The sequence below is a fragment of the Acidithiobacillus sp. TH-A35 genome (genome assembly GCF_057473505.1).
Genome location: NZ_JBYCKR010000178.1, coordinates 1 through 4,277 on the forward strand (window position 1 = coordinate 1; position 4,277 = coordinate 4,277).

The 4,277-nt window shown below is 61.0% G+C and carries 4 protein-coding genes; all 4 read left to right on the top strand.

Translation table 11 applies throughout. From position 1 onward, the window contains the following. Positions 1-919: bifunctional riboflavin kinase/FAD synthetase (locus AC2VNK_RS06180; protein ID WP_486883190.1), on the top strand; the 919-nt coding region annotated here is incomplete at its 5' end. A gap of 2 nt (positions 920-921) precedes the next feature. Continuing rightward, a complete protein-coding gene (gene ileS, locus AC2VNK_RS06185; protein ID WP_486883191.1) occupies positions 922-3,411 on the top strand; it encodes an isoleucine--tRNA ligase in 2,490 nt (829 codons plus the stop codon). Between the two features lie 69 nt (positions 3,412-3,480). Continuing rightward, a complete protein-coding gene (locus AC2VNK_RS06190) occupies positions 3,481-3,735 on the top strand; it encodes a zinc finger domain-containing protein (protein ID WP_486883192.1) in 255 nt (84 codons plus the stop codon). After that, positions 3,735-4,193 (top strand): signal peptidase II, encoded by a 459-nt coding sequence (lspA, locus tag AC2VNK_RS06195; protein ID WP_486883193.1) that lies wholly within the window; start codon positions 3,735-3,737, stop codon positions 4,191-4,193. The genes AC2VNK_RS06190 and lspA overlap by 1 nt, the downstream gene beginning before the upstream one ends. The last annotated feature ends 84 nt before the right edge of the window (positions 4,194-4,277 follow it).

The following is a 4,277-nucleotide window of genomic DNA, read 5'->3' on the forward strand; positions in this document are numbered from 1 at the left end:
CCATCGCCGCAGCACCCGCGCCGCTGACGCAACCCAGGCGGTCAGCATCGGCAATTTCGATGGGGTGCATCGCGGCCATCAGGCACTGCTGGGGGCCATGCGGGAAAGTGGGCTACCCACTGCAGTGCTCACCTTCGAGCCCCTACCCCGAGAGTTTTTTCGATGTGCGGACGCGCCACCACGCCTCAGCAGCCTGCGCGAGAAGGTAGTAGCACTCCGCCAAAACGGGGTACAGAGCATCACTTGCCTGCCTTTTAATCAGGCGCTGGCCAACCTGTCTGCTGAGAATTTCATTACTCAGATACTGGTCAAACAATTGCGCTGCGGGCTACTGAGCGTCGGTCACGACTTCCGCTTTGGGGCGGGACGGCTGGGTGATCTGGACATGCTCCTCCGCTTCGGGCAACAGTATGGCTTTTCGGTGAAAGAGCAGCCCCCCTTTCTGCTCGACGGCAAACGGGTGAGCAGCACCGGCATCCGCGCTTTTTTACAGACCGGAAACTTGGCACAGGCGGCGGCTTGGCTGGGACGTCCCTATGCCCTCTGTGGACGGGTCGTGCATGGCGATCATCTGGGCCGTGAACTGGGCTTTCCGACTGCCAATATCCCCCTGAATCGCCGCCCGGTGCCGGTCAAAGGTATCTTTGCCGGACGCCTGTTGAGTCCGAAAGGAAACTGGATCGCCGCCATCAGCATCGGTCTGCGCCCCACCGTCGGCAGCAAGCAGATGGTACTGGAGGCCCACTGTCTGGATGCGGACAGCCCCGATCTCTATGGACAGGAGGTTTCTGTAGAGCTGCACCACAAGCTGCGGGACGAAGAGAAATATGTGGATCTCGACACCCTCAAGGCCGCCATCGACAATGACGTCGTGAACACCCGAAGCTTTTTCGCCGAACATCCCCAGGACTTTGAATAATCATGGACTACAAGCAAACCCTTAACCTTCCTAAAACCGACTTTCCCATGCAGGGAAAATTGCCGGAGCGTGAACCCGCGACCCTGGCCCGCTGGCAGGAGCATGAGCTATACGGAGCGCTGCAAAAGGCGCGTGCTGAAAGCCCCACGTTCATCCTGCATGATGGCCCACCCTACGCCAACGGCAAGATTCATATCGGCCATGCGGTCAACAAGGTGCTCAAGGACATCATCAACAAAAGCAAGCTGAGCGAAGGCTTCCGGGTGCCGTATGTGCCGGGCTGGGACTGCCACGGACTGCCTATTGAGATCCAGGTGGAAAAGGAACTGGGACGTCCCGGCGAAAAGGTCACGGCCCAAGCCTTCCGCAATGCCTGCCGTGCTTATGCCGAAGGCCAGATTGCCGGGCAACGCCAGGATTTCGAGCGCCTCGGTATTATCGGGGACTGGGAGAAACCCTACCTGACCATGCACTTCCAGGCCGAAGCCAACATCTTGCGGGAACTCGGTCGCCTGACGGTGAGCGGCCAGGTGGTACGCGGTGCCAAGCCGGTACACTGGTGTGTGGACTGCGGCAGCGCCCTGGCAGAGGCGGAAGTAGAATATCAGGATCGCAGCGATCCTTCTGTCGACGTCGCCTTCGTCGTCGCCGACGCCGCAGACCTGAGCCAACGCCTTGGCCTCGCTGAACCTGCAGAGGCCAGCGTGGCGATCTGGACGACCACGCCGTGGACCCTGCCCGCCAATCAGGCGGTAGCCGTGCACCCCGAATATACCTACGTATTGCTGCGCTCCGGCAACCGGCATCTGATCCTCGCCGCGGCACTGGCAGAAAGCGCCCTCGCCCGCTATGGTCACCCGGAAGCAGAAGTACTGGCCGAGTTCGCCGGTGTGGTGCTGGAGGGCCTCCGCCTCAAACACCCCTTCCTGGATCGGGAAGTGCCGGTCATCCTCGGTCAGCATGTAACCCTGGAGGCAGGCACCGGCTGCGTGCATACTGCCCCCGCCCATGGTGTGGATGACTATGAAGCGGCCCGGCACTATCACCTGCCGGTGGACAGCCCACTGCTCGGCAACGGCCGCTTCAAAGATGATCTGCCCCTGAGTCTGGGGGGTATCACCGTGCAGGAAGCCAATGAACGGGTACCTGAACTCCTGCGCGAGCGCAGTGCCCTGCTCCATTTTGAGAAAATCCGTCACAGCTACCCCCATTGCTGGCGCCACAAGACCCCCCTGCTCTTCCGCGCCACACCCCAGTGGTTCATCAGCATGAGCGCCAACGGTCTGCGCGAAAAGGCCATCGCTGCTATCGACGCCACCCGGTGGATTCCCGACTGGGGCGAAGACCGCATCGCCGGTATGGTCAACCAGCGTCCGGACTGGTGCATCTCCCGGCAACGCGCCTGGGGCGTGCCCGTCGCGATCTTCTCCTGTGCCCAGTGTGGCGAACCCCTGCGCGATGCCGACACCTTCGAGCGTATCGCCCAGGCGGTTGAAACGGGCGGGGTCGATGCCTGGTTCAACCAGCCGGACAGCGATTTTCTGCCTGCGGATGCCCGCTGCAGCGGCTGCGGCCACGATCACTTCCACAAGGTCACGGATATTCTCGACGTCTGGTTCGACTCCGGCTGCACCCACGCTTTTGTACTGGAGCAGAGGCCTGAGTTGCATAGCCCGGCCGATCTTTATCTGGAAGGCTCCGATCAGCATCGCGGCTGGTTCCAGTCTTCCCTGCTGGAGTCTGTCGCCAGCCGCGGGCGGGCACCCTACAAGGTGGTGCTAACCCACGGCTTCACCGTCGATGGCGAAGGCCGGAAGATGAGCAAGTCCGTGGGCAACGTCATTGCCCCGCAGGCAATCATCGACCGCTACGGCGCGGACATCCTGCGGCTCTGGGTGGCCTCGGAGGACTACCGCAGCGAGATCCCCATCTCCGACACCATCCTCAAGCAACTGGGCGACAGCTACCGGCGCATCCGTAATACGGCCCGCTATATGCTGGGCAACACCCACGACTTTAATCCGGCCACGGATGCCCTGCCCACGGCGGATCTGCTGGAAATGGACCGCTGGATGCTGGCCCGTACCGCGCTCCTGCAGGAGGAAATTCGCGCTGCCTATAGCGAGTATCAATTCCTCCGCGTCCAGCAGCGTCTGCATCACTTCTGCTCAGTGGATCTGGGCGGGCTCTATCTGGATGTGATCAAAGATCGCCTCTACACCACGCCCGCCGCCTCGCGGGCGCGGCGCTCGGCACAGACGGTACTCTGGCAGATGCTCGAAGCTATGGTGGTGTGGATGGCCCCCATCCTGAGCTTCACCGCTGAAGAAATCTGGAACGAGATGGGCAATCGCCCGTCCCCCAGCGTGTTTTATGCACAATATCCGAAAATTATACTACCTGCTGATAGTGAAGCACTGGATGTACGTTGGGAGCGGCTTAGTCAGTTGCGGGACGCTGTCAATGCCACTCTGGAACCCCTGCGTCAGTAAAAAAAGATTGGCTCCGGCCTGGATGCCGAAATCGCCCTTTACGCCAACAGCGACTGGCATGAGTTTCTCGTGACCCTCGGCGAGGAACTGCGCTTTTTCCTGCTGAGCTCCGCGTGCGCCCTGCACCCCTATGGGGAACGCCCGGAAGGATGCAGCGATATCATCCCCGGCATCGCCATTCAAGTCCGACCCAGTGATGCCCAAAAATGCGCGCGCTGCTGGCATCGTCGCCCGGACATGGGTCGTCATTCCGGGTATCCGGATATTTGCGACCGCTGTGTCGAAAACCTCACCTTACCCGGCGAAACACGGGAGTTCTGCTGATGCTGCGTTATTTATGGTTATCGCTTGGGGTCATCCTGCTGGATCAGGGTGTCAAGCTCTGGCTGAGCCACATCTGGCGGGTGGGGCAGGGTATTGTCGTCATTCCAGGCCTGCTCAATTTCCGCCTGATCCACAATACCGGCGCCGCCTTCAGCTTCCTGGCTGGGGCCGGCGGCTGGCAACGCTGGCTGCTCATCGGCATCGCTTTGCTCGTGGTCGTGGTTATCGTCGCCATCCTGCGACGGCTCAAGCCCGGCTCCACCTGGACCGCCATATCCCTTGCGCTGATTCTCGGCGGTGCGGTCGGCAACCTGATTGACCGCATCCGTCTCGGCTATGTGGTCGATTTTATTGGTGCCCACTGGGGTGGCCTCTACTGGCCCTACTTCAACATCGCCGACAGCGCCATTTCCATCGGTGCCGTGATACTGGTCCTCGACGCTTTCCGGCGTCATTGATGTAAAACGGCGGCGGGACCTGGGGGCTTTTTGCGACGAGGACCAAAGTAGCAAAAGCCGTCCTGCTAATAGACGAATCCCCGC

What these genes read in the sequence shown, in the direction of transcription:
- ileS (WP_486883191.1), top strand. Translation starts at nt 922, where the DNA reads ATGGACTACAAGCAAACCCTTAACCTTCCTAAAACCGACTTTCCCATG.
- lspA (WP_486883193.1), top strand. Translation starts at nt 3,735, where the DNA reads ATGCTGCGTTATTTATGGTTATCGCTTGGGGTCATCCTGCTGGATCAG.